The 19,247-nt window shown below is 42.2% G+C and carries 19 protein-coding genes; 7 read left to right on the top strand and 12 right to left on the bottom strand.

Annotated elements, in window-relative coordinates; genetic code table 11:
- Window positions 1-61: 61 nt before the first annotated feature.
- Together cysS and HMPREF9446_RS13890 are read right to left on the bottom strand one after the other, a co-directional pair.
- Window positions 62-1,537: a cysteine--tRNA ligase gene (cysS, locus tag HMPREF9446_RS13885; RefSeq protein ID WP_009126341.1), complete on the bottom strand. Its 1,476-nt coding sequence runs from the start codon at window positions 1,535-1,537 to the stop codon at window positions 62-64.
- Window positions 1,538-1,572: 35 nt separating this feature from the next.
- Window positions 1,573-2,427, bottom strand: a complete 855-nt coding sequence (locus HMPREF9446_RS13890; RefSeq protein WP_009126342.1) for a Cof-type HAD-IIB family hydrolase — start codon at window positions 2,425-2,427, stop codon at window positions 1,573-1,575.
- A gap of 72 nt (window positions 2,428-2,499) precedes the next feature.
- Between HMPREF9446_RS13890 and mnmA the strand changes: the two genes are divergently transcribed.
- Window positions 2,500-3,552 carry a tRNA 2-thiouridine(34) synthase MnmA gene (gene mnmA, locus HMPREF9446_RS13895; RefSeq protein WP_050797305.1) on the top strand — a complete coding sequence of 351 codons (1,053 nt, stop codon included), beginning with the start codon at window positions 2,500-2,502 and terminating at the stop codon, window positions 3,550-3,552.
- Between the two features lie 146 nt (window positions 3,553-3,698).
- On the opposite strand, the gene HMPREF9446_RS13900 is transcribed toward mnmA, so the two are convergent.
- Window positions 3,699-5,210 carry a GH3 auxin-responsive promoter family protein gene (locus tag HMPREF9446_RS13900; protein ID WP_009126344.1) on the bottom strand — a complete coding sequence of 504 codons (1,512 nt, stop codon included), beginning with the start codon at window positions 5,208-5,210 and terminating at the stop codon, window positions 3,699-3,701.
- 130 nt (window positions 5,211-5,340) lie between these two features.
- Here HMPREF9446_RS13900 and HMPREF9446_RS13905 point away from each other — a divergent pair, with 130 nt between their 5' ends.
- Window positions 5,341-6,351 carry an ATP-dependent 6-phosphofructokinase gene (locus tag HMPREF9446_RS13905; RefSeq protein WP_009126345.1) on the top strand — a complete coding sequence of 337 codons (1,011 nt, stop codon included), beginning with the start codon at window positions 5,341-5,343 and terminating at the stop codon, window positions 6,349-6,351.
- Here HMPREF9446_RS13905 and rnc read toward each other — a convergent pair.
- Genes rnc through HMPREF9446_RS13920 form a run of 3 tightly spaced genes read right to left on the bottom strand, consistent with a single transcriptional unit; the run spans window position 6,310 to window position 8,725 of the window.
- Window positions 6,310-7,194, bottom strand: a complete 885-nt coding sequence (rnc, locus tag HMPREF9446_RS13910) for a ribonuclease III (protein WP_009126346.1) — start codon at window positions 7,192-7,194, stop codon at window positions 6,310-6,312. The two genes, HMPREF9446_RS13905 and rnc, sit on opposite strands and share 42 nt — an antisense overlap.
- A gap of 7 nt (window positions 7,195-7,201) precedes the next feature.
- Window positions 7,202-8,467 carry a beta-ketoacyl-ACP synthase II gene (fabF, locus tag HMPREF9446_RS13915; RefSeq protein ID WP_009126347.1) on the bottom strand — a complete coding sequence of 422 codons (1,266 nt, stop codon included), beginning with the start codon at window positions 8,465-8,467 and terminating at the stop codon, window positions 7,202-7,204.
- A gap of 21 nt (window positions 8,468-8,488) precedes the next feature.
- Window positions 8,489-8,725, bottom strand: coding sequence for an acyl carrier protein (locus HMPREF9446_RS13920; protein WP_002558672.1), 237 nt, complete (start codon window positions 8,723-8,725; stop codon window positions 8,489-8,491).
- Between the two features lie 149 nt (window positions 8,726-8,874).
- Between HMPREF9446_RS13920 and purN the strand changes: the two genes are divergently transcribed.
- Entirely contained in the window at window positions 8,875-9,447 is a 573-nt protein-coding gene (purN, locus tag HMPREF9446_RS13925) for a phosphoribosylglycinamide formyltransferase (RefSeq protein WP_039969681.1), read from the top strand.
- Between the two features lie 86 nt (window positions 9,448-9,533).
- Here the strand turns inward: purN and pdxB are convergent, their stop codons facing one another.
- Window positions 9,534-10,595, bottom strand: a complete 1,062-nt coding sequence (gene pdxB, locus HMPREF9446_RS13930) for a 4-phosphoerythronate dehydrogenase PdxB (protein WP_009126349.1) — start codon at window positions 10,593-10,595, stop codon at window positions 9,534-9,536.
- Between the two features lie 169 nt (window positions 10,596-10,764).
- Between pdxB and HMPREF9446_RS13935 the strand changes: the two genes are divergently transcribed.
- Entirely contained in the window at window positions 10,765-11,640 is an 876-nt protein-coding gene (locus tag HMPREF9446_RS13935; RefSeq protein WP_009126351.1) for a glycosyltransferase, read from the top strand.
- 9 nt (window positions 11,641-11,649) lie between these two features.
- Here HMPREF9446_RS13935 and HMPREF9446_RS13940 read toward each other — a convergent pair whose 3' ends face one another.
- Window positions 11,650-12,438: a DUF5672 family protein gene (locus tag HMPREF9446_RS13940; RefSeq protein WP_009126352.1), complete on the bottom strand. Its 789-nt coding sequence runs from the start codon at window positions 12,436-12,438 to the stop codon at window positions 11,650-11,652.
- A gap of 10 nt (window positions 12,439-12,448) precedes the next feature.
- Complete coding sequence (locus tag HMPREF9446_RS13945) at window positions 12,449-13,216, bottom strand: lipopolysaccharide kinase InaA family protein (protein ID WP_009126353.1); 768 nt, start codon at window positions 13,214-13,216, stop codon at window positions 12,449-12,451.
- Between the two features lie 240 nt (window positions 13,217-13,456).
- Between HMPREF9446_RS13945 and HMPREF9446_RS13950 the strand changes: the two genes are divergently transcribed.
- Genes HMPREF9446_RS13950 through HMPREF9446_RS13960 form a run of 3 tightly spaced genes read left to right on the top strand, consistent with a single transcriptional unit; the run spans window position 13,457 to window position 16,284 of the window.
- On the top strand, window positions 13,457-14,500 hold the full coding sequence (locus tag HMPREF9446_RS13950; RefSeq protein WP_039969731.1) for a galactofuranosyltransferase: 1,044 nt from the start codon (window positions 13,457-13,459) through the stop codon (window positions 14,498-14,500).
- Window positions 14,501-14,512: 12 nt separating this feature from the next.
- On the top strand, window positions 14,513-15,463 hold the full coding sequence (locus HMPREF9446_RS13955; protein ID WP_009126355.1) for a glycosyltransferase family 8 protein: 951 nt from the start codon (window positions 14,513-14,515) through the stop codon (window positions 15,461-15,463).
- The gene (locus tag HMPREF9446_RS13960) at window positions 15,448-16,284 is read left to right on the top strand and encodes a glycosyltransferase family 2 protein (RefSeq protein ID WP_009126356.1); all 837 of its coding nucleotides are present in this window, start codon (window positions 15,448-15,450) and stop codon (window positions 16,282-16,284) included. The genes HMPREF9446_RS13955 and HMPREF9446_RS13960 overlap by 16 nt, the downstream gene beginning before the upstream one ends.
- 29 nt (window positions 16,285-16,313) lie before the next feature.
- On the opposite strand, the gene glf is transcribed toward HMPREF9446_RS13960, so the two are convergent.
- From glf to HMPREF9446_RS13975, 3 genes are read right to left on the bottom strand one after another with little or no spacing between them, the layout of a single operon-like run.
- A complete protein-coding gene (gene glf / locus HMPREF9446_RS13965) occupies window positions 16,314-17,438 on the bottom strand; it encodes a UDP-galactopyranose mutase (RefSeq protein ID WP_009126357.1) in 1,125 nt (374 codons plus the stop codon).
- Window positions 17,413-18,465 (bottom strand): glycosyltransferase family 9 protein, encoded by a 1,053-nt coding sequence (locus tag HMPREF9446_RS13970; protein ID WP_009126358.1) that lies wholly within the window; start codon window positions 18,463-18,465, stop codon window positions 17,413-17,415. Before HMPREF9446_RS13970 ends, glf begins: the two co-directional genes overlap by 26 nt.
- Complete coding sequence (locus HMPREF9446_RS13975; protein ID WP_009126359.1) at window positions 18,462-19,067, bottom strand: DUF4254 domain-containing protein; 606 nt, start codon at window positions 19,065-19,067, stop codon at window positions 18,462-18,464. Before HMPREF9446_RS13975 ends, HMPREF9446_RS13970 begins: the two co-directional genes overlap by 4 nt.
- Window positions 19,068-19,247 lie beyond the last annotated feature (180 nt).

Here is a 19,247-nt window from a genome sequence, read left to right on the forward strand (position 1 = left end):
GTCATGCCGGACTTGTCGAGGCATGACGGATAAATATTGAGAAAATTCGGGTTACTTCAGTTTACTTGTTCAGTTTCCATTCACATCCTTCTTTACCGTCCTTAATTTCAAAGCCGAGGGCGGTAAGCTCGTTACGGATTTTGTCACTGGTTGCCCAGTCTTTGTTGGCTTTTGCTTTCATGCGTTCTTCCAGCAACATATCCACTACTTTGCCGAAAGCGGCTTCGCGTTCTTCGTTGGAAGCGTTGTCCTCTTTCAGTCCCAGAATGTCGAAGCAGAAAGTGTGGAAAGTTTCTTTCAGCTCTTTCAAGTCTTCAGTTGTGACGGTGTCGTTTCCGGCAAGGATATTGTTCACCATTTTGGCGCCGTCGAAGAGATGGGCAATGACAATCGGTGAGTTGAGGTCATCGTTCATGGCTTCGTAGCATTTGGCACGTAAGGTCTTCACATCTACCGTGGAAACTGCTGCGGGTGTAATCTTGTCCAGTCCGTGTACGGCATCCATCAGTCTTGATAATCCCTTTTCTGCAGCTTGCAGAGCCTCGTTGCTGAAATCTACCGTACTGCGGTAATGTGCCTGTAGGGTGAAGAAGCGGATGGTCATCGGGCTGTAGGCTTGTTCCAACAGAGGATGTGTACCCTTGAAGAGTTCTTCCAGGGTAATGAAGTTACCATAGGACTTGCCCATCTTCTGTCCATTTATGGTCAGCATATTGTTGTGCATCCAGTAATGTACCATGTCGTCGCCTTGCGAAGCTACGGATTGTGCTATTTCACATTCATGGTGTGGGAATACGAGATCCATACCGCCACCGTGGATGTCGAAGTGTTCGCCCAGATATTTTTTCCCCATGGCTGTACATTCGGCGTGCCAACCCGGAAAACCGTCGCTCCACGGACTGGGCCAGCGCATGATGTGTTCTGGCTGTGCACACTTCCACAAAGCGAAATCGGCAGGGTTGCGTTTTTCACTTTGTCCGTCCAGTTCACGGGTAGTATTGAGCACATCGTCCAGATTGCGGCCGGATAGTTTGCCGTAATGATGATCCTTGTTATATTTGGCTACATCGAAATAAACGGAACCTTCGCTTTCGTAGGCATATCCGTTCTTCATGATTTCTTTTACAAGTTCTATCTGCTCAATGATATGTCCGCTGGCATGTGGCTCGATGCTGGGAGAGAGTACGTTCAGTGCCTCCATTGCCTTGTGGTAGCGGTTGATGTAGTATTGCGCCACTTCCATAGGTTCCAGTTCTTCCAGGCGGGCTTTCTTGGCAATTTTGTCTTCACCTTCATCGGCATCGTGTTCCAGATGGCCTACATCGGTAATGTTACGGACATAACGTACCTTATAACCGATATGTGTAAGATAACGGAATAGCAGGTCGAAAGTGATGGCAGGCCGTGCGTGTCCCAGATGCGGGTCGCCATAAACGGTAGGACCGCAGACATACATGCCTACATGCGGGGCATGAAGAGGTACAAATAACTCCTTTTTCCTATCTAAGGTGTTGTAAATGGTCAGTTGTTGTTCCATAACGTTTGTCTTTTTAATTCTTATGAGATACAAAGTTACAGATTTTCTGTGAATATATGGCGCTGGGGATGAAATATTAGGGAGAAATATCGTTCTATAGCTTGGGCTACTCCATCCTCGTCATTACTTGGGGCGATATAGTCCGCTGCTGCTTTTACAGGCTCTTGTGCATTCCCCATAGCTATACCCACTCCAGCGTATTTTATCATGCTGAGGTCATTGTAACCGTCACCTATGGCTATCATTTCTTCGCAGGTCATGTTTAATTTCTTCAGTAGTACGGCGAGTGAGCGTGCCTTGTCTATGCCCAGAGGTACGAGTTCCAGAAAATAGGGTTCGGAGCGATAGACGCTGATTTGTGTCTGCAGACATAGGCTTAGTTCGATTTCCGTCTTTATAAGTTGTTCCGGTTCACCCACAATGAGGCACTTGGGTAGTGGACGGGGTACTTCCTGCAAGAAATGGTTGATATGGCGTACCTGCATTTTATTGAGGAATGCTTCTTTTTGTACATAGGGGTCATCGGGATTTTCAGTCAAGATAAACTCATTGTCATATGTAAGGATAGTCTGTCCGTTATCGGTTGCAGTTTGGTAGAGGAGAGGCAACACATCATCGGGAAGCAGGTTCTTGTATAACAACTCATTGTTGCGCCAATCTATGATTTCTCCGCCGTTGTACGAAAGGATATAGCCACCGTATTCTTTCATCTTTAGCTGTTCTGCTAAAGGAGCAATACCATAGGTAGGGCGGCCCGAAGCCAATACTAGTCGTACACCGTTTTGTTGCAAGTGCAACAGGGTACGGAGGTTGCGCGGTGAGATTTCCTTCTTTGAATTGGTCAAGGTTCCATCCAGGTCAAGGACGAGTAGGCGATAGTCTTGTCTCATTGTTTTTGAAATATATAATTTTGAAGGTGGCAAAGATAGAGTTTTCTCAGGATGAAACATTATTTTTGTGGCATGAAGTCAAAAGAACGTGTATTATTAGGGATGAGCGGTGGTACGGACAGTTCTGTTGCTGCCATGAGATTGCAGGATGCGGGTTATGAAGTCACCGGTGTGACGTTCCGTTTCTACGAGAAGGACGGAGCGACGAACTACCTGGATGATGCCCGTAGTTTGGCCTCAAGGCTGGGGATAGAACACGTTACTTATGATGCCCGTGAAATGTTCCGTTCGCGTATTATCCGTTATTTTATAGATGAATATCTGGCAGGACACACTCCTGTTCCCTGTACCCTTTGTAACAATGAACTGAAATGGGCGCTTCTTGCTAAGATAGCCGATGAAAAGGGAATTTATTGGGTTTCTACCGGACATTATGTACGCAAGGTTCTACAGGGAGGAAAGTATTACATGGCTCCTGCGGTGGATAAGGACAAGGATCAGACTTTCTTTTTATGGGGCTTGAAACAGGATATCATGCGGCGCATGTTGCTTCCTATGGGAGATATAACAAAGGTGGAAGCCCGTGCTTTTGCGAAGGCTCGCGGGTTTCATGAAGTAGCAACAAAAAAAGACAGTATCGGAGTATGCTTCTGCCCGCTGGATTATCGTTCGTTTTTGCAACGTGAAGCAGATGTCCGGAGATTACCCGGCAAGGGGAAATTCATCGATGAAAACGGTCGTTTTTTGGGATGGCATGAAGGATATCCCTTCTATACGATAGGGCAGCGCAGGGGACTGGGTATCCAGATGAACAAGGCTGTATTTGTCAAGGAGATCTCAGTAGAGAAAAACGAGGTGGTACTTGCCCCTCTGTCTTCTCTATATAAACAGGAGATGTGGCTGAAGGCATGGAACCTTGTAGAAGATAGCCGTGTGTTCTGCGCGGAAGAGGTGATTGTGAAGATACGTTACCGCAAGCAGTCAAACCGTTGCAGGGTGACGCTTACAGCCGGTGGCCTGTTGCACGTACGGCTGATAGAGCCTTTGGAGTCTATTGCTACAGGGCAGGCGGCCGCTTTTTATGCAAAGGACGGTTTGCTGCTGGGTGGTGGAATCATTGTATAATCATTGAGGAGTATCCTTTTATTTTGCTTTGTCTGATAATTAAAGTGCACAGGAAATTTTAAGGCGCGGATTATGCGAATTATACGGATAAAAATAAAAATCCGTACAAGCTGCAAAATCCGCGCCTGATTCTATCTGATATTAACTTATTTATTCAGTTTCAGCATCTCCTCGATGTATTCCCTTGTATTGCTGAGGCGGGGTATTTTGTGTTGCCCACCTAGTTTCCCTTTGCTGTCCAGCCAGTCGTGGAAGAGATTATTCCGGGCAACAATTATCTCTAACGGTTGTAGAGCAAGGTTATTCTGTCGTTTGGCTTCGTAATCAGAGTTTACTTCCTTTAAGGTATCGTCCAGTATTTTGGCAAAGTTTTCCAGGCTGTCCGGCATCTGTGCAAATTCTATCAGCCATTGATGGCGGCATTTGGCATGCTTGTCCATAAATACAGGAGCGGCGGAATAGTCTATGACTCGTGCACCGGTTTCTGCACATGCTCTGGAAAGTCCTTTTTCGGCATTATCCACAATGAGTTCTTCACCAAAAGCGTTTATGAAATGCTTGGTACGTCCGGTAATGACGAATTTATAGGGATTCTTCGATGTGAATTTGACGGTATCTCCAATCATATAACGCCATAATCCGGCAGAAGTGGAAATTACCATTGCATAATTCTTGTCAAGTTCCACCTCTTCCAGGCAATAGGCACGGGGGGTGGTTTTGCCGACATCCTCCAGCGGGATAAACTCATAAAAAACGCCATAGTCTATCATTAGTAACATAGCAGGGTCATCCGGGTCGTTTTGAGTACCGAAATAACCTTCGGATGCATTGTATGTTTCTACATAATGCATCTTGCTGCTACGGATAACATCTTTATATTGTTCGCGGTAAGGAGTAAAAGCTACGCCGCCATGGAAAAAAACTTCCAAGTTGGGCCATATCTCTTCCAAACTCTGTTTTCCGGTTTTCTCAAGTATATGTTTGATGAGTACAAGCATCCAAGACGGCACGCCGGAAAGATTGCTGACGTTAGCATGAATGGTTTCGTTGGCAATGGCTTCTATTTTAGGTTCGAAATGTTCCATCAAGGCTGTTCGCTTGCCGGGTACACGGACAAAATTTACCAACGGATTGATATTTTCAATCAGAATGGCAGAAAGGTCACCTACAAGGCTGTGGTTTGTGTTCAGATTGGGAGCGTGGCTTCCACCTAGAATAAGCCCCTTACCGGAGAAGAACCGGCTTTCCGGATTTTGTCCCAGATAGATGGCAACAGCGTCTTTACCTCCCTGATAATGGGTGTCATGCAAGGATTCTTTGCTGACAGGCAGGAATTTGCTTTTGTCATTAGTCGTTCCGGATGATTTGGCAAACCAACGTATTTCTGAAGGCCAAAGCAGATTCTGTTCACCTGCGCGCAAACGGGTAACGTATGGTTTTACTTCTTCATAAGTCTGTATAGGAAGGCGTTTTCTGAAATCTTCATAAGTACGGATAGAGGCATAATCATATTTTTTTCCCCATTCGGTATTTACCGCCATACGGACGAGACGTTGCAATACGCGTTGTTGCAACTCGCCGGAATGGTCGGTGTATTGTTCGATTTCTTTCAGACGGGGAGCAAAATATACTCTATTCAAAAACTTTGTAATATTCATCGTTCTTGTTTAAATCTGATTTTAAGGTGCAAAATTAATCTTATTTATCGTCATCTCTACCTTTTTTCTGTTTTTTTTCTATCTTTACGTCCGTATAAGCGAAAAGAAACGCCTTTTAAACTAAAATGTCATGAGAATCGGTATTTTGACCTCAGGAGGAGACTGTCCCGGCATTAATGCTACGATACGTGGTGTGTGCAAAACAGCCATTAACCATTATGGTATGGAAGTAATAGGTATCCACAGCGGTTTTCAAGGATTGCTGACTAAGGATGTGGAGTCATTCACCGAAAAATCTTTATCAGGCTTGCTGAATTTGGGTGGAACGATGTTGGGCACTTCCCGTGAGAAACCGTTCAAAAAAAACGGTGTGCTATCTGATGTCAACAAACCGGCTTTGATAGAACAGAATGTGAAGGAGTTGGGCTTGGATTGCATTGTCTGTATTGGTGGAAACGGTACGCAGAAGACGGCTGCCAAACTTGCCGCAATGGGGTTGAATATTGTTTCTGTACCCAAAACCATTGACAATGATATATGGGGGACGGATTTTTCTTTTGGATTTGACTCTGCAGTAAGTATCGCTACGGATGCTATTGACAGATTGCATTCTACAGCCAGTTCTCACAAACGTGTGATGGTGATTGAAGTAATGGGGCATAAGGCAGGCTGGATCGCTCTTTATTCGGGTATGGCAGGAGGTGGTGACGTTATTCTTATACCTGAAATCTCTTACAGCATCCACAATATCGGTGAAACTATCTTGAACCGTTTGAAGAAGGGGAAACCTTATTCTATCGTGGTGGTAGCTGAAGGCATTCAAACGGATGGGCGTAAACGCGCGGCCGAGTATATTGCGCAGGAAATAGAATATGAAACAGGTATCGAGACACGCGAAACAGTATTGGGTTATATTCAGCGGGGGGGCTCACCGACTCCTTTTGACCGTAATTTATCTACTCGTATGGGGGGACATGCAACGGAGTTGATAGCAACAGGGCAATTCGGGCGTATGATTACTTTGAAAGGTAATGAGATAGCCTCAGTACCGTTGGAAGAAATTGCAGGTAAATTGAAATTGGTGACCGAAGATAATGACTTAGTCATCCAAGGGCGTAGGATGGGTATCTGTTTCGGTTGAAATATCAGCCATTTCCGTTGTAGGCGTTTCTTCTGAAATAGTCTCTTCCAAGATTTTTTTTTCTTCCGTATGGTTTTGTATTTTGGCTGCCTGGATTTCTTCTTTGAAGATTTCGTCATCTTTAATCTTCTTTAGTGTCATCCGGGCAGCGTTCTGCTGTGATTCCTTTTTGGAATATCCAGTTCCTGTGCCGGCTGAAATACCTTCAATACGTACCTCTGTATGAAACATCGGGTTATAATCTTCATCAAGAAGTTGCTCGATAAGCTCAAAAGATACTTCCATCTTATTTTTCTGGCTCCATTCTATCAGTTTGGACTTGAAGTTGACTTCTTTGCGTGACATCTTATCGAGGTCAATATAATTTTTGAAGATTTTCTCTTCCATGAACTGTTTGCAGCGGTCGTATCCTTGGTCCAGATAAATGGCGCCTATGAAAGCTTCGAAAGCATTGCCATACATATAACTGTTGTGTGAAGAGGAGCGGGTGGAGTATTTTACCAGCTTATCCAATCCTATTTCGACAGCAAGTTTATTGAGCGTTTCCCGCTGTACAATCTTGGAGCGGGTATTAGTCAGGAAACCTTCACGACGGCCGTCGAAATGTTTATAAACAATATCCCCTACAATGGCGTCAAGGATAGCATCCCCCAAAAATTCCAGCCGTTCATTGTTCAACGGGCGTCCTTTTTCAGAGCGTATGGAAGTGGACTTATGCAGCAGGGCCTGCTGATAAATCTGAATATTGTGTGGAAAGAAACCTAATATCTTATAAAAACAAAGATAAGACCTTTTATCCTTACGGAATAAAAGCCTTATCTTGTCTATTTGGTTACGTAACACGACCTAATTATTCTGCGTATTTTTTGAAAATAACACATGCATTATGACCGCCAAATCCAAAAGTATTGGACAAGGCTACGTTCACTTCGCGCTTTTGAGCTTTGTTGAACGTAAGGTTCAAGTCATAGTCGATGTTTTCGTCGTTATCACCCTCTTCGTGATTGATGGTCGGAGGCACAATGCCATTCTTGATAGCAAGGATACTCGCAATGGATTCTACCGCACCGGCAGCGCCCAACAAGTGACCAGTCATGGATTTGGTAGAACTGATATTCAGTTCATAAGCATGTTGGCCGAATACCTCTTTAATGGCTTTGGCTTCTGATATATCACCTACAGGAGTAGATGTACCGTGAACATTGATATAATCTACTTCGTTGGGGTTCATCTCTGCATCTTCCAACGCATTGATCATCACTAATTTGGCTCCTAAACCTTCAGGATGAGAAGCTGTGAGGTGATGAGCGTCGGCAGACATACCTACGCCGGCAACTTCCGCATAAATCTTGGCACCGCGTGCCTTGGCATGTTCCAGTTCTTCAAGAACAAGGCAACCGCCACCTTCACCCATCACGAAACCGTCACGGCTTGCGCTGAACGGACGAGACGCTGTTTCAGGAGAATCATTACGGGTTGACAATGCATGCATGGCGTTAAAACCACCTACACCGCAAGCGGCGATGGCAGCTTCCGAGCCACCGGTTACGATAGCATTGGCTTTACCCAGACGGATCAAGTTGAATGCATCGGCAATGGCGTTCGTGGAAGTGGCGCATGCAGAACAAGTTGCGTAGTTAGGACCATGGAAACCGTACATGATGGAAATTTGTCCGGCAGCAATATCCGAAATCATCTTGGGGATGAAGAACGGGTTGAACTTGGGACCGTTTTCTTTACCAGTCAAGGCATAGTTACCTGCCTCTTCTTCAAATGTACGGATACCACCGATACCGGCACCAAAAATGACGCCGATTCTGTTTAAATCCTCATTTTCGACGTCAAGACCAGAATCACCTACCGCTTCTTTGGCTACAGCAATGGCATATTGTGTATATAAGTCCATCTTGCGGGCCTCTTTGCGGTCTATATATTTGGTGGCATCGAAGCCTTTTACTTCGCATGCAAATTGAGTCTTGAAAAGGGATGCATCGAAATGAGTAATAGGCCCTGCTCCACTAACCCCATTCACAAGGTTTTCCCAAAATTCGGGAACGCTGTTGCCAATAGGAGTAATGGCGCCAAGACCTGTTACTACAACTCTTTTTAATTCCATGTTATAAATTAATGGATAAGATTACTTAGCGTGTTCTTCGATGTAAGATACAGCATCACCTACAGTACCGATCTTTTCAGCTTGGTCATCAGGAATAGAGATACCGAACTCTTTTTCGAATTCCATGATAAGTTCTACAGTGTCAAGAGAATCAGCTCCCAGGTCGTTAGTGAAGCTAGCTTCGGTTGTAACTTCTGATTCTTCGACGCCTAATTTGTCGACGATAATCGCTTTCACTCTTGATGCAATTTCAGACATAACTTTAAGTTTTTAATTAATAATTAGTTTTATTTCTTTAAATTTGCGCTGCAAAGGAATAAATATTTATCGTTCCTCGCAAATATTTGATGAATTAAATGCACCTTTTTGCACAATTTTCACGGTTTTGTGCACTAAATGGAGGGATTATGAAGAAAAATATCGCAATTTTAGCTTCAGGAAGCGGAACGAATGCGGAGAATATCATTCGTTATTTTCAAGAAAAGGATTCTGCTATTGTACGTTTGGTTTTGACTAACAGGCAGAATGCGTTCGTTTTAGAGCGTGCAAAGGGCTTGGAAGTGCCTGGCTTCTATTTTCCGAAAGGTGAATGGGAGAGGGGCGAGGCTATTTTGTCATTGTTGAAAGAACATGCTATCGATTTTGTAGTATTGGCCGGTTTTCTGGCTCGTGTGCCGGATAACATTTTGCATGCTTATCCTAATAAAATGATAAATATACATCCCTCTCTACTTCCGAAGTTCGGCGGGAAAGGAATGTATGGCGACCGCGTACATGAAGCGGTAATTGCTGCCGGAGAAAAAGAAAGTGGCATTACGATTCATTATACAAACGAGCATTACGATGAAGGTGCCGTTATTTGCCAGAAGAAGTGTCCGGTATTACCGGAAGACACTCCGGTGGAGTTGGCACAACGCATTCATCAGTTGGAATATGAAAATTATCCGAAAGTGATAGAAGAGCTGATATTTAAATTATAACTAACCCTGTTCACAAATGCTTGTAGGCTTGTTTTAAAAGGGCTACACCCTTTGGGTACCAGGGCTACACCCTTTATCTGTTATGGCTACACCTTTTGATGCAAAGGGTGTAGCCTTATTGAATAGGCTTCTTTTTCTCTTCTTAGCGGATAGCAGCCACGCAATTTTTCAAATAGTTCAGGATGCTCTTTCAGTGCTTCACTGTCTTTTTGGGGGTCATAGATCTGCAGATATGCCTCTGTTGCGGTTTTTGCAGTAATAACAGGCTTTTCCGGTTGCGGGGGGGTGATTTGATAATCGGTCTTTATGTGGAAGAAACGGCAGAGTGCATCCAATGACATGCGTGTGGCATTTGCTTTCCCGTCAGCGGAATAGCCGGCAATATGTGGGGTTCCGAGAAATACCTTATTTAATAAGGTGGTATTGATCTCTGGCTCGTTTTCCCACACGTCAATGACTGCATCGGAAATGGTTCCGGTTTCCAAGGCATTAAGAAGCGCTTGGGTGTCGATTACTTCTCCACGCGAAGTATTGATAATGATAGGGCAGCGTTTTAAGCTATGGAAGAAGCGGTTGTCAGCCAAATGAAATGTTTTATATTTCCCTTCCTTATATAAAGGTACATGGAAAGTTAGTATGTCGCATTTTTCAGCCAAAGTTTTCAGGGGACAGAACGTAGAGCTTTCTTCTTTGTCCTGTCGGGGAAGGTCGTTCAATAATACTTGCATTCCCAACTCATGTGCCACTTGTGCCACTTTGCTGCCCACGTTTCCTGCTCCAATGATGCCAATAATCATTTCCGACAGTTTTTTACCCTTTAATAACTCCAGTAATAGGAGGGAAGATTGCAGGTACTGGGCTACGGAGGCTGAATTGCATCCGGGAGCATTAGTCCAGGTGATACCTGCCTCTTGGCAGTATTGTGTATCTATATGGTCAAAGCCGATAGTGGCGGTGGCAATGAAACGGACTTTGCTGCCTTCAAGTAATTCACGGTTACAATGTGTACGTGTACGGATAATTAGGGCATCTGCATTCTTTACTAGCGCAGGGGTGAAATCTTTTCCTGGAGCAAATATTACTTGGTCGGCTATCTTTTCGATAGCTTCTTTGATATAAGGTATCTTGTCGTCAACAATGACTTTCATAAGGGTATCGTTGTTTTGGGAAAGCAAATATATGCTTTTGTTTTAGGAATTTCTCTAAAAGAATTCTTTTTTTGTTTCAAAACTTGGTTTGTCAGCTCATATTCTGATATTTTATTTGTTTCTTTGCCTTGGAATGGTTAACTTCTTTTTTTTAATATAAATTTTGACTATGTATTCGATAATCTGCTGCTCGGTTAATCCGGATGAAGTTGCTTCTTTAAAGTCCAATGTAGCTGATACAATTGGAATGCCTTTCGAATTTATAGCCTTTGATAATAGAGAGAGTCATTACGGCCTTTGTAAAGTTTATAATATTTGTGCAGAAAAGGCAAAATATGATTTCCTGTGTTTTGTTCATGAGGATGTGCGTTTTCTGACTAAAGATTGGGGAAAACTGATGGCAGAGCAATTGCGGCAGGAAGGATGCGGAGTGATTGGTTTTGCCGGAAGTATTCTTAAATTGAAACGCTTGACGGGCTGGAATACTTGTGGCAAAGATTTAAGGGCTAACTATGTGCAATATATGCGGGGTGGAGCCCATCCTCGTTGTGTCAATCCGGAGAAGCGGTCTTTCTCTCCGGTAGTAACGCTTGACGGTCTTTGTTTATTGGCAAGAAGAAGCGTATGGAAGGAAATGCGTTTTGATGAAGTGACCTTTCCGGGTTTTCATTGTTACGATATTGACTTCTCGCTTGCCGTAGCGTGTCACTACACCAATTATGTTTGTCATACGGTATTGGTGGAGCATTATTCTCAAGGTTCTTTCTCTCGTTCCTGGCTTCAGGGATTAGAGGCTCTGCATGAAAAGTGGCAGAACTGCCTCCCTATTGCCGCTAAGCCACTTACCGATAGGGAAATGGAGCGATATGACCGTTTGGGCGAAGGCTATTTTATCAAATTTTTATGGCAAAAAGGGTGTTTTGATGTGTGTGGCTTTCATGATGCTTTGCGTTATTTTTATCGTTATCCTTTTACGTTTACGGCGTGGATGCTTTTTCCTAAATACTTAAAATATAGGTTGCGTTACAGGCATAAGTTTCCATAGGTCTGATGATTAAGGATTGATAATGGGGAACCAGAAATCTTTCATACGTCGTTTGTACCATGAGTGGCAGCCGAAGGGTAGTTGATTATTGTTCAGTTTATAGCATAAAGAGGGATATTTGTCGAAGCTAAACTGCAGGGCCTCCATATAGTCCGGATAGGTGAAGTTCATTCCGTGCTTATTGACTTCTACAGAGAAAAATACATCTTCATTGAATATGTGGTTTCCCGGGTGCTGTTCAAAAAAATGGATAATGTCTTGTAGTTGTGAGACAGCTCTTAAATGGCTGCTTGTCTTGCGCAGAGACAAGCCTCCGTTACCAACCTTGAAATTGGTAATTTGTGCGTTGGGCAACCCGAATACGTTGCAAAATTGTTTTTTGATCCAGGAGGTCAAGCGTAATAAGGGGAATCGGTAGATGGGACGTACAAGCCAGGGAGCACCGACATAATCATAATCTTTGTTGCACCACTCTTTCAATTCGTCTTTAAATATGTATGCGTCTAATTGGCAGATTAATATGTACTTATAGTTAAGAAAACGACGATAGAATTCTTCGGACATCATCAAATGGTTGTAACCGCTGATTCCATGAAAGTATTTATCATCAAAATTTTCAAAGGTAAGTTGCGGGTATTGTTTGGAAATGGCAGTAACGTCCAATGTTGCAGGTTTGATGACTGTTAATGGATAATCTTTCAGTATGTGGCATACCTGCTGTATGGACACCTCTTCGAAATGGTTGAACTTTGGGCGGTAAATCGGTATGATAACTTTTACAAGATTATATTTGCTCATATTCAATGTCTTATTTGGCTGTAGAAGAGTGCTTGAAGTGGCACATCTTTTTTATTGCATGTTTAACTTTTCTCCTCTTTTCAAATTTGTCTAACGCTTTCATAACTGTTTCCACGCTTTGGCCGGTATCCCATTTTCTCAATATGGCGTATTGTGTAGTGATGTATTGCAGTAATTTTCGTTGGTGGGTTATGCGTTTTAGGTTGTCTAGACATTCTTGTTGGGTAGGTGAAGATTTGAAAACGGAACGATTGGTATCAATGACTGAGAATGAAACGTTGCCTTCCTTGTCTTTATGATAGAGTATATTGTTTAGATTGGGATCTCCGTGCAGAAATCCTTTAGTATGCATTTGTACGAAAAAGGCAGCCAGGCAATCGGCAAGATACGTATCGAATTCTTCACTTCCTCCTAATGTAGGGTAGATTGCGGGAATGTTACATGGGGTAGAAATGAAGAAGTATTCATGGACAAGCCCGTTTTTCTTTTGTTCGATATAGGCGATTCCTTCCGGAGTACTGATACCTTTGGATTGCAATATCTGAGCATAAAGGTAAGCCCTTTCGGCCTTGCTCTTTTTAAAGAAAGTATAGATTATCTGCTGTATAAGATTAGGCTTTTTATAGCGCTTTACAATCCATTCTCTGTTGTTGTATATAAAACTTTTTATGGTGTTGCGTCCTTGGTATAGAATCTTTCCACTGGTATCAAAGATTCCCGGTAGTTGTGAAATGAAAGGTCGGAAAATTTGGTATTTGGGCAAGATAATGATTCGCATGTACTTTAATTGTTTCTGATTTGGGTTACAAAGATACTGCAAATAAGTTAAATAGAGAAATTAACGATGGAAGAACCTGAAATATTCAAGTACTCTTTTGGAGATGCTTTAGGTGATCATAAGATAACATTTGTTTGCCATATAACCTGTTTCTCGATTCTTTTGCTTACATTTGTATTCATTGACCTTTTTAAATCGGTTAATGACATTAATTTATGTTTCTATATAAAATTGAAGAGTATGGTCTGTTACCTGTCCAAAAGTTATAAAGAGGTTAATAGTGCCGGTAGTAAGGCAAAAATGGATATTGAGCGGATAATGGAAGACTTGGGCTTTCGTAATGTCGGTCTTAGGCAGGCTCTGTTTTCAAATGCGGTCATTGCTTATTTCTATACATTGTTCAGTGTATTGAAGGGCATTTTTTGTTTGCATAAGGACGATGTACTGGTATTGCAATATCCGTTGAAGAAGTATTATTCTTTTATTTGCAATGCCGCCCATTGGAAAGGCTGTAAGGTGATAACGGTAATCCATGATTTGGGAAGTTTCCGTAGAAAGAGACTCACGGTGGAGCAGGAGATAGCAAGACTGAACCATTCGGATTATGTGATAGCCCATAATAAAAAAATGAAAGGCTGGTTGGAAAATCATGGGTGTAAGGCTTTGTTGGGTACTTTGGGCATATTCGATTACCTTTCTTCCACGATGGCTTCCGCACCGGAACCCTCAGAAACCTTTAGGGTGCTTTATGCCGGAGGCTTAAGCTTGCGTAAGAATGCATTTTTGTATGAGGTGGGGAAGTATATCCATTCTTCTTGCCGCTTTAGTTTGTATGGGAACGGTTTTGAATTGGAAAATGCTGCAGGAAAGGAGTTTTTTGATTATATGGGCTTTGTGAGCTCAGATGATTTGATTGCAGGTGCTCAGGGTGATTTCGGGCTTGTATGGGATGGGGCTTCTGTCTCTTCGTGTACGGGTGATTTCGGGGAATATTTACAATATAATAACCCTCATAAGACATCTCTTTATATCCGTTGCAATTTGCCTGTTATCATTTGGAATAAAGCGGCATTGGCTGATTTTGTCCGTGAAAACGGTATTGGGCTTTGTCTGGATTCTTTGGAAGACCTGGATGCTACCCTTGCGGCGTTGACACCCGAACAATATCAAACAATGAAGAGGAATGTTGTTGCGGTCAGTGACAGGCTTGCAGGGGGAGGCTTCTTTACGCAGGCGGTAATGGATGCGATAGAGACTTTAAAGAAAGAGAGAAATGATTGTTGACATGAAGAATGTATGGAAAAGGAAGTGATACAGATTGTTTGTAATATTGATACTTCTTATGTGAAGTATTGTATCGTTATGCTTACTTCTTTGTTGGAAAACAATAAGAATGAAAGGATTTGTGTTCATCTTATAGCCTCTGAATTGACCGATGAAGCCCGGATTGAAATATTGGAGGTTGTAGAAGGGAAGTATGGGCAAACGATTTGCTTTTATTTGATTGGGGAAGAAATACTGCAAGATTGTTCCATTTATGGAGACAGTCATATTTCTTTGGCTACCTACTACCGGATATTCCTTTGCTCGATATTGCCGGCCGATCTTTCGAAAGCTCTTTATCTGGATTGTGATTTGGTGGTGCTTGGTTCTATAAACGAATTATGGAATACGGATATTTCTCAATATGCTGTCGCTTGTGTGGAAGATATGTGGAGTGGAAAGCCGGATAATTATGAGCGCCTTCATTATGCTTCTTCTGATTCCTATTTTAATGCGGGCGTTTTGCTGGTCAATTTAGACTACTGGCGAGAGTTGGATTTTGAAGGGCTTGCAATGGCGTATATCAAGGCGCATCATTCAGAATTGGTGTTCAATGATCAGGATGTATTGAATGCGTTGTTGCATGACAGAAAGCTTTTTTTGCCTTTTAGATGGAATGTGCAGGATGGCTTTTTGAGGAGAAAACGCCGAATCAGACAAGAAAGCATAGCAATGCTGGATGAAGAGTTGAAGTCTCCGGTAATTATTCATTATACGGGAGGAAAAAAGCCATGGCAATATAAGTCTGTGCATCCGTATAAATCTTTTTATTATTTCTATTTGGACAAGACGAGATGGAGAGGCGAACGGCCTGTGGTGCCATTTTCATATAAATCGAAGTTGGCGTTGGATAAGTTTTTGTGCTTCTGTAAATTGGCAAAACCTAAATATTTGAAACCTGCTGTTTTATGTGTCGAGAATTGATAACGGTTGTAACCATAAGCTTTAATGCCGGAAGTTCCATCAGGAAGACGATGGAAAGTGTTTTGGCGCAGACTTACCGCCCGTTGGAGTATATCATTGTAGATGGGGGATCTTCGGACAATACGATGGAAATTGTGAAAGAATTGGAACCTGATTTTAGGAATCGGGGGATTGCTTTCCGTAGTTTGTCGGAAAGAGATAAAGGAATCTATGATGCGATGAATAAGGGGATACAGTTGGCTAGCGGCCGTTGGATAAATTTCATGAATTCGGGAGATGTGTTTTGCAATAAAAATGTGATATCCGGATTGTTCTCTTTTGATTTATGCGCAGATGTAAAGTTGTTGTATGGAGATACCCTTAGGGTAAAGTCCTATGCCGTAGTACCTTCTAAAGGTAGCGTACCGGAGGTGACTCCCTTGAGGATGCCTGCTTGCCATCAGGCTATGTTTGCGGATGTTGCCGAGATGAAGAAGAATCTGTTCGATTTGTCTTATCATTTGGCTGCTGATTATCATTTTGTATATAATTTGTATAGAAGAGGTGCCCGTTTGCAGTATATCCCTATGGATGTTGCTTTATGTGAGGCTGTTGATGGCGTTTCCTCTGTGTATAAGTTGGAAGTGAAAAGTGAATGTGCACGAATTAGAGGTATTGACAAAACATTTAAATGGCGTCTTTTTTTTCTGCGAAAGAAAATTTCCTTTCGTGTGCAGAAAGCTATAGAAAAACTGATTCCTTCCCGTTATTTACTGGAAGTCAAAAAAGCCAACCGTAAGAGGTTGGAAGCAAGGACTCGCTCAATGGATGCTCATCGTTGATAAGGAACCCCCGTTATAATGGCGTATTTTTATTTTTCTCCCAAGTTTCTCCATAGCTCAAGGGCTGCGGTAATTGTGTCATCCATGTCTGCGTATGTATATTGAGCCAAACGGCCTCCGAATAGAGTTTGGGTTTGCTGATTGGCCAACTCTTGATAACTTTTAAACAAGAGATTATTTTTATTGTCATTAATAGGATAATATGGCTCTTTTCCCGTTTCAAAAGAATCTGGATATTCCCGGGTGATGACGGTAAAGGGTTGTGTTCCGAACTCAAAGTGCTTGTGTTCTATAATTCTTGTGTAGGGTATTTCCCGCTCACAGTAGTTTACGACAGCATTGCCCTGGTAGTTGGCTGTATCATCTATGCATATATGCTCAAAGCGCAGGCTCCGATATTCCAAATTCCCAAAGCGATGATCGAAATATTCATCTATACAACCTGTATAAAGAATCTTTTTTGCAATAGAACTAAATTCTGTGCGGTGTTTAAGGAAGTCTGTGTTTGTTTTTACTTCTATTCCTTCCAGCAAGGCGCTTATTAATTTGTTGTATCCTCCTATGGGAATTCCTTGATAAGGGTCATTAAAATAATTATTGTCAAAAGTCAAGCGAAAAGGAATTCTGTTGATGATGAATGTTGGAAGTTCTGTGGCCGCACGTCCCCATTGCTTTTCTGTATATCCTTTTATCAGACGCTCATAAATATCTTTTCCGCAAAGTTTGAGAGCCTGTTCCTCTAAATTTTTCGGCTTTATGATGTGGGCAAATTCATTGCGCTGTTCGTTGATTTTGTCCATTGCTTCTTGAGGGGTACGTACTCCCCATAATTGATAGAAGGTATTCATGTTGAAAGGTAAGTTGTATAACTTGCCTTTGTAGTTGGCTATAGGCGAATTGGTATATCGGTTGAATTTGACTAACTGATTGACATATTCCCATGTCTTGTCATTGTCTGTATGAAAGATATGGGCACCGTATTTGTGTACGTTGATGCCGTTTATCTCTTCACAGTAGATGTTTCCTCCAATGTGCGCGCGCTTCTCTATGACAAGGCATCTTTTTCCTGCTTTATATGCTTCATGGGCAAATACGGATCCGAATAAACCACTCCCGACAATCAAATAATCATATAAGGCTTTTGGAGGTATCATTTTCTATTGTATTTTTTATTTTGTTTACTATATCTTTTACTTTTATGCCAGTAAGGCAGGCATAATCTTTCCTGAAGCATGGCTTGTTTCCGAAGATGGAGCAAGGCCGGCATGATAATTCTGTCTGTATGGCCTTATCTGTAGTTTGTCCCCATCCCATAAACCCGGCAAAAGGATGAGTGGCTCCCCAAACAGAAATGACAGGAGTGCCGGTAAGGGATGCAAGGTGCATGTTTGCTGAATCCATTGATACCATTACATTCAGATGGCTAATGAGGGCAAGCTCTTCATATAGATTTAACCTGCCTGCCAAGGACTGCACATTGGGATAGTCTGAGGCCCAGTGTTCCAATAAACGCCTTTCGGTCTTTCCGCCTCCAAAAAGAAAAATCTTCCAATTGTCATGAGTTGCCAATTCTTGAATAAGGGAAGCTATTGTTGTTTCGGGAAGCATTTTTCCTCTGTGTGCAGCGAACGGTGCAATTCCTATCCATTGCTTGCCGTCTGGTATGCCTGCGATGGCTTGAAAAAGGGAAACATCTCCTTTGCCTTTTTTGAAGATGGAATGAAATTCTGTATTCACAGGGTATCCCAATTCCGCAAATACCTCTTCATAGCGTGTAAAGGAAGACGGAAGCTGTTTCAATACTTTATGCCGGAACCGAACCAAGGCTTTCTTTTCTTTGCGTCCCTTTTTGATATGGGCAACTTTGGCCCCTGAAAATAAAAAAAAAGTCCGCAATATTTTGCTGCGTAGTACATCATGCAAGTCAGCAACAGCATCATAGCCACCCTCTCTCTTCAATTTGCGGTATAATTGGAATAACCCTCCCAAGCCTTTATATCTGTTTACATCAACCCCCCGAAAAACAACGTTGGACGGCATTTTTGCAAATAACGGTTGCATAAAGGACTTGCTCAATACCGTAATCTCTATTTCCGGGTATTGTTCAGCCAATGAAGTAAGGACGGGGACGGTCATCGCTACATCACCGAGTGCTGAAAGTCTCAGAGCTAAAATTCTCATTTCTTGCCGTAAAGAACGGGGTTCAAGTTTGGATCATTGTACATTTTCATCTGTTTATAGACTTTCATGTATTTATGTCCGGCTTCGATGTCTGCAATGAGTTGGTTGATGGCTGTAGATAAGTCTTTTTGTTGTTCCAATAAAATATTCAGTTTGGTTTCGCATTGTGTATGATGCTCCGGAGTGATGTCTGTGCGTTCTACTTCCTGATGCATATGATAAATTTTCAATGCAAGGATAGACAGGCGGTCAATAGCCCAGGCAGGGCTTTCGGTATTGATTGTTGCGTCCGCTTTTACTTGGGTGCCTTTGTACTTGTCAAGAAAATAGCTGTCTATCAATTCTACCAGGTCTGTACGGTCCTGATTGGATTTGTCTATTCTTCTTTTTATTTTCAAAGCTTCTTCCGGATTGATATTCGGATCACGGATAATATCTTCCAGATGCCATTGGACGGTATCAATCCAATTCTTCAGGTATAGATAATATTCTATGCTTTGGTGCGGATAAGGATTCTGGATGGGTGTATCGACATGATCCATTTTATGATAATCAAGAATGGCTTGTTTGAAAATTCGGTTGCTATTTTCTGTAAAGTTCATAAATTTACTTGTTTAAATGTGGCATAAATTTTTATGTTATTGGTACAAAGCTATGTAAATTTATCAAGACTTCCAATTATTTGTTATTAAAAATGGCATCTGCACCGTTTGCTCCATGAAATATTGGGTTCAGCGTTTTTTGGGTATATGTTTTTTTGGTATTGATGCAGTATATAGTAT

It is taken from the genome of Bacteroides fluxus YIT 12057, assembly GCF_000195635.1.
GTDB classification, from domain to species: Bacteria; Bacteroidota; Bacteroidia; order Bacteroidales; family Bacteroidaceae; genus Bacteroides; species Bacteroides fluxus.

Coding starts and splice junctions, on each gene's coding strand:
- HMPREF9446_RS13960 (WP_009126356.1), top strand. CDS start 15,448: ATGTGTCGAGAATTGATAACGGTTGTAACCATAAGCTTTAATGCCGGA.
- HMPREF9446_RS13950 (WP_039969731.1), top strand. CDS start 13,457: ATGGTCTGTTACCTGTCCAAAAGTTATAAAGAGGTTAATAGTGCCGGT.
- fabF (WP_009126347.1), bottom strand. CDS start 8,467: ATGGAATTAAAAAGAGTTGTAGTAACAGGTCTTGGCGCCATTACTCCT.
- glf (WP_009126357.1), bottom strand. CDS start 17,438: ATGATACCTCCAAAAGCCTTATATGATTATTTGATTGTCGGGAGTGGT.
- HMPREF9446_RS13945 (WP_009126353.1), bottom strand. CDS start 13,216: ATGCGAATCATTATCTTGCCCAAATACCAAATTTTCCGACCTTTCATT.
- mnmA (WP_050797305.1), top strand. CDS start 2,500: ATGAAGTCAAAAGAACGTGTATTATTAGGGATGAGCGGTGGTACGGAC.
- HMPREF9446_RS13920 (WP_002558672.1), bottom strand. CDS start 8,725: ATGTCTGAAATTGCATCAAGAGTGAAAGCGATTATCGTCGACAAATTA.
- HMPREF9446_RS13955 (WP_009126355.1), top strand. CDS start 14,513: ATGGAAAAGGAAGTGATACAGATTGTTTGTAATATTGATACTTCTTAT.
- HMPREF9446_RS13900 (WP_009126344.1), bottom strand. CDS start 5,210: ATGAATATTACAAAGTTTTTGAATAGAGTATATTTTGCTCCCCGTCTG.
- HMPREF9446_RS13890 (WP_009126342.1), bottom strand. CDS start 2,427: ATGAGACAAGACTATCGCCTACTCGTCCTTGACCTGGATGGAACCTTG.
- HMPREF9446_RS13940 (WP_009126352.1), bottom strand. CDS start 12,438: ATGAGCAAATATAATCTTGTAAAAGTTATCATACCGATTTACCGCCCA.
- HMPREF9446_RS13905 (WP_009126345.1), top strand. CDS start 5,341: ATGAGAATCGGTATTTTGACCTCAGGAGGAGACTGTCCCGGCATTAAT.
- purN (WP_039969681.1), top strand. CDS start 8,875: ATGAAGAAAAATATCGCAATTTTAGCTTCAGGAAGCGGAACGAATGCG.
- HMPREF9446_RS13935 (WP_009126351.1), top strand. CDS start 10,765: ATGTATTCGATAATCTGCTGCTCGGTTAATCCGGATGAAGTTGCTTCT.
- HMPREF9446_RS13975 (WP_009126359.1), bottom strand. CDS start 19,067: ATGAACTTTACAGAAAATAGCAACCGAATTTTCAAACAAGCCATTCTT.
- HMPREF9446_RS13970 (WP_009126358.1), bottom strand. CDS start 18,465: ATGAGAATTTTAGCTCTGAGACTTTCAGCACTCGGTGATGTAGCGATG.
- cysS (WP_009126341.1), bottom strand. CDS start 1,537: ATGGAACAACAACTGACCATTTACAACACCTTAGATAGGAAAAAGGAG.
- pdxB (WP_009126349.1), bottom strand. CDS start 10,595: ATGAAAGTCATTGTTGACGACAAGATACCTTATATCAAAGAAGCTATC.